Source organism: uncultured Gimesia sp. (genome assembly GCF_937910335.1).
In the GTDB taxonomy this organism is placed as follows: domain Bacteria; phylum Planctomycetota; class Planctomycetia; order Planctomycetales; family Planctomycetaceae; genus Gimesia.
This window is the reverse complement of record NZ_CALEMX010000111.1, coordinates 1-4,722: the sequence shown is the minus strand read 5'-3', so window position 1 is coordinate 4,722 and position 4,722 is coordinate 1. Positions and strand designations below refer to the sequence as shown.

Genomic DNA, 4,722 nt, shown 5'->3' with positions numbered 1-4,722 from the left:
AAAGTTCGTTACCAATTGATCGTGTGCTGGAAGATCCCGATGGTTTGCCCCCTGTGATTTTATGTTACAAACTGAATGGCGAGTGGCTGACCCCAGAACGTGGAGCGCCGGTGCGGATGGTCATTCCCGAATCGTATGGATTCAAAAACATAAAATGGCTGACTCACGTTTACTTTTCCAATTTGTTTCACGCCAACGATACTTATGCTAATGGGAATAATGATATCGACAGCACTCTGAAAACATATGCTTCCACACTTTCGTTTCCAAAACAAGTCAAATCGAATCAGCCAATTCCGATTACCGGTTATGCTCAATCGGGAACCGCGGGGCTGGCGAAAGTTCAAGTTTGGATTCAGAAAAACGGTGAGAAATTTACCAGGGATGACCGTTACTTCACAACAGCGCCCTGGGTCGATGCTGAAATACTCTCTGCACCGACGGCCCATCAATGGGGCGGCGATCTGCCAGACAATAAAATTCCCCTCGAAACTATCGGCTTCGACAACAAAACCGGAGAACCCAATACATGGCCGATGCCCTTGATGAAAGCCCACTGGGCGATATTGATGCCCGCCTTACCCATGGGGAAATACACGCTGCGCTGCCGCACCATCGACGCCAACGGCAAAGCGCAGCCCATGCCCCGTCCTTTCCGGAAATCGGGTCACGTTGCCATCGAGCAGAAGGATATTGTGGTGAGCTAGTGATTCAGTAAGAATTTGTTATATGTTGTTTCAACCATCAGGTGTGAATAAAACTGGTGATAGAAAGGCTCGCTGATGCCAATTTATTTACTCACGGCAACCGATGAAAAAGGCAAACGCGATACGCATCGAGTTGATGCAGAAAATTCGCAAGACGCGTATCAGCAGTACGAATCTCAGGGCTTTACCGACATCGTTCTTCACAGTGATGATGCAGCCGCCGCTGCTTCAGCCTTGTTTCCACCAAATCCGGATGTGGAAGAGCATTTCACAGCCGCTGATATGGTCGAGCTGCAGTTTCTCACTTCGTTTCAATTCTTTCTGTTTATGTTGCGCAAAGCCTATTGGCAGATGCGCTGGTTTTTAATCATAATTATCGGTGTCTCTGTCTATCGATGGATGCGAACTCATGAGGTCAGTGAAATTGATTACCTGATCTTTGTATGTTTAGGTCTTCCAATCGTAATCAGTTTCTGGGTCGCCTATTTTTCACCTCGCCAAAAATATGACAAAATGCTGCATGCGTTTTCCTGGGGAAGATGGCAAGAGGTCCTTGATCAAGTCCCCAGACTCAGAGGCAAAATTCCTGATTTTGAACTCACGGGTCGTGAGGCTGTTGCCGTAGCCGCTTTAGGAAACTTCGATCAAGCGCTCGAGATGATGGATCATTTTGTTGATTCGCCTGAGGTGCCACGTTGGATGTACCTGGGACGCCTCTCAGAATTGTATGAGGTTGCGAAAGACTATGATCAGGTTGTTGAGTGTTTGCGTCTTTCCTATGAGGATGCCCCTGAGAATCCCACGGTAGTCATCGACTATGCTTATGGGTTGTTGAAATACGGAAATGATAACAGCCTGGCCAACAAGCTTTTAGAAGATGCAGAACAACAACACATGGGCGAACTGATTGAACTTTTGATCCTGTATTTTAAAGGAATATTTGAACTTAATCTGGGGAACCTCCGCGTCGCAGAGTCACATTTTCTGAAATGTCAAACAGGATTGTTGCCGATTGCCCCCAGTCAACCACTCTTGCAATTATTTGTTGATCTCAATCGCGCTTATCTGGCAATCACGTTGGCAAAAATAGGTGAACGAGAACAAGCAGAAGAAATTTATCAGCTGGCACTCCCACGATTAAAGGCGCTAGACAGCGAGTTGATTATGAATCGTTATGCAGAAGCGATTGCGTAGGTTCTAAAGCTGGATCACAAGATGTGTAAACCTAAATATCAACCACTCAATTATCCAAAAGTATGGCCACCACCTAATATGTCTCCTGCTTCACCGGAATGTTTTGAATACAAAATCAAATATATTCCTATTGCTGGCTGGATTGTGGCATTTATTCTCGCGCAATTCAGATGGAGTCGCTTTCGACGAGAAGTGCTCTCTCCTATCGAAGACGAGATTGTCGAGCAGCTGGATGCACGCGAAACCATGAATAATTGGTATCAAACACAGCAATGGCTCGACACTCCACAAAAACAAAAAATAGCTTTAATAATCTCTGAAGTGATTGGCCTGGAAAAACCAATTGAATCACCACCGCCGTTGCATCCCGAAGATCCCTTTGGTCCTCTTTTCTGGGGACCCTTTGATGATCTGACTCCTATATTTGTTCGCTTCGAAATCGAAAAGCATTTTGGCTGCCGTATTCCAAGTAATGACCTGGTTTTTCGCGCCTGGGACGAACAATGGACGATAGCAAAATTCATAGATTATTATGATGAGCTGATTTCGAGGGATGCCCTTGGCAAGTGATCTCTTCGAAGCAGGAATATTATTTTGGCTATCTACTCTGATCTGTGGTAAACTGGCATTCGTGGTCAGATCAGTGTTTCATCTGAATTGGAGGTAAGTGATGTCAAGCGATTCGAGCGAACCAAAACAGCAAGGTGTTCATTGGCGACAGCTGCTCCTTTTGGTGATGGGATTGATCTTGATCGCCCTCGGCATAATGTGGCAGTTCAAGCTGCCGCCCTTCGCAAGTCAGCTGCCGCGTGAAAACGCGATTATGGTGATCGCCCCGTATCAGCATCAGGGTACCTGGGTATTTGATGACAGCTCAGCAGGACTTGTTCAGGAGCCATTCGTCGCCGGCGTTCCTGAAATGATCGATGTCATTGTCGCAGACATCCCCAATGCAGACGAGGGTTTCAGACTCATCTTTTCCGCGAAGCCATTTCCCGAATATCAGAAAAAACTAATCTGGCTACGCGGCGATTCCGGCGGCAACTATTACCGCTTTGAAGATTCCGAAATGGAGGGCTGGATCTGCCCCGCCATGTTCAAATATTACAAAACCGCCCCCCTGGAACTCTATGTCAAAGCCGAACCAAAAGGATAAGAGATCAGTCTCTCCCTCGGTGGATTTCGAAATGCGGTGGACGAGCAGGGCTTTCGCTGACAATTTTCATGTTACAAAGTAAAAGCACGGAATGAGTGATTTGACGAATCACCAGAGGCCCTACTATAGTAGGGCAGATCATAGGCCCCCGTAGCTCAGTTGGATAGAGCAATGCTTTCCTAAAGCATAGGTCGCAGGTTCGAACCCTGCCGGGGGTAATGTAAAATGCCTGTTATTGCAGGCTTAATCTTGCTGGCTGGTTTTTGGGATTTTGGTAGATTTGTGACTGTACAACGAATTGTACAATGAATCCGCATCTGCTCCCCAAATCACGTCTGCAGCCTTCTGAGCATTCCGACCAACATAATATTTCATGGTCGTATCAATGTCCGAGTGTCGCATTAGTAACATAAGCACATCAGGCATCACCTTGAGAGACCATCGCTCACCAAAGGAACGCCGTAAATCATGAGCAGAAGCAAACCGGGGCTTTCTCTCGCCGGTCTCCTTGTCGATGTTGCCTTTATCACCGACCACAATATTTGCCTTCTCTCCAATGTCGGCTATCTGCTTTGATATCGTTGACGGTAGCATTCGTTCGGTTCGTTTCTTCCTGGCCAGTGGATTAAATACGGGGCCGGTTCTTTCGTCCTCTGGTACTGTCTCAAGCAGTGCAGCGAATTCAGGAACGATAGGGAGCAATCGGTCTTTGTTGCCTTTCTCCGATTCTTTGCGAATCCTGAGCATAGGACGCCTTCCAGTGAGATCAATTGATAACTTGTCTTCACGATCCCAATACAGGTCTAATGACTCTGTGAGACGCAAGCCAGAACACCACAAGCCATGTAAGTGAAACTTCCATGATTCGGCCTGTTCTTCTCCGCAGATATCTGGGACGACTGCCAGCATCCGCTCGAATTCCTCCAAACAGAGCGGACGCCCGCGCATTGCCTTCTCTTCTCGAATCCGTTTGAACTTCGGGAACTTTGGAATAGACGGTATCAATCCAATGGAATGCGCCCAGCTCAATGCAGACCGGATATAAATCAAATAGCCTTTGATTGTGACATCCTCTAGCCCTTGCGACCGTAGCTTTTTAACCATTTTACTGATCGCTGCAGCATCAATCTGGATTAACAAGTTAGGCTTAATAAAATTGTCAACATGCCTGAAGACCAGCTTTGCTTTATCAACAGAAGTAGGAGCGAAGCCCGGCATTACTTCCGTTTCGTATCGTTCTTTGAAGTCCGACCACTTTGTATTCGACTGTTCAAAATATGTTCCTTCATTGAGTTCCTTTTCCAACTTCAATGCAAACCGCTCCGCATCCCGCTTAATGCTCGTCTTTGTGCTCTTGCGTCGCTCCCGTAGCGATACAGGATCAATCCATCTCGCGTAATATTTACTGGTGTCGGGTCGCTTAACAAGTATTACGTTGATTGCTGCCATTGCTTCAATCTCCTTTAATCTGTCCCGTTTCCGAGTGGTAAACATCGTATTTCATTCCATCGCGTTACAGGGCATCCTGTGCGATTCTTGCCTGTAAGTCCTAATTCTGTCAAGATTGCCTTGTTCCCGTTCAGGTCTTAATCAGCAGGTTTTTTCATTTCAATCTGTATTACCCTGGTTGGAAAGTTTATGTGGACGGAAAACCCTCTGAGGCAG

The 4,722-nt window shown here is 46.6% G+C and carries 5 protein-coding genes and 1 tRNA gene; 5 read left to right on the top strand and 1 reads right to left on the bottom strand.

The genetic code is table 11. The annotated features are described in order from the left end of the window. From Q0668_RS04505 to Q0668_RS04485, 5 genes are all read left to right on the top strand, one after another. Positions 1 to 707 (top strand): molybdopterin-dependent oxidoreductase (locus tag Q0668_RS04505; RefSeq protein WP_298860421.1); only part of this gene is annotated, 707 nt, incomplete at its 5' end. A gap of 75 nt (positions 708 to 782) precedes the next feature. Then, positions 783 to 1,901, top strand: a complete 1,119-nt coding sequence (locus Q0668_RS04500) for a hypothetical protein (protein WP_298860419.1) — start codon at positions 783 to 785, stop codon at positions 1,899 to 1,901. Positions 1,902 to 1,922: 21 nt separating this feature from the next. Continuing rightward, on the top strand, positions 1,923 to 2,471 hold the full coding sequence (locus Q0668_RS04495; RefSeq protein WP_298860415.1) for a hypothetical protein: 549 nt from the start codon (positions 1,923 to 1,925) through the stop codon (positions 2,469 to 2,471). 100 nt (positions 2,472 to 2,571) lie between these two features. Then, positions 2,572 to 3,057, top strand: coding sequence for a DUF6717 family protein (locus Q0668_RS04490; RefSeq protein ID WP_298860412.1), 486 nt, complete (start codon positions 2,572 to 2,574; stop codon positions 3,055 to 3,057). Positions 3,058 to 3,201: 144 nt separating this feature from the next. Further along, positions 3,202 to 3,275: transfer RNA gene (locus Q0668_RS04485), tRNA-Arg, on the top strand. Positions 3,276 to 3,300: 25 nt separating this feature from the next. Here Q0668_RS04485 and Q0668_RS04480 read toward each other — a convergent pair. Next, a complete protein-coding gene (locus Q0668_RS04480) occupies positions 3,301 to 4,506 on the bottom strand; it encodes a site-specific integrase (protein ID WP_298860408.1) in 1,206 nt (401 codons plus the stop codon). Positions 4,507 to 4,722: the final 216 nt, after the last annotated feature.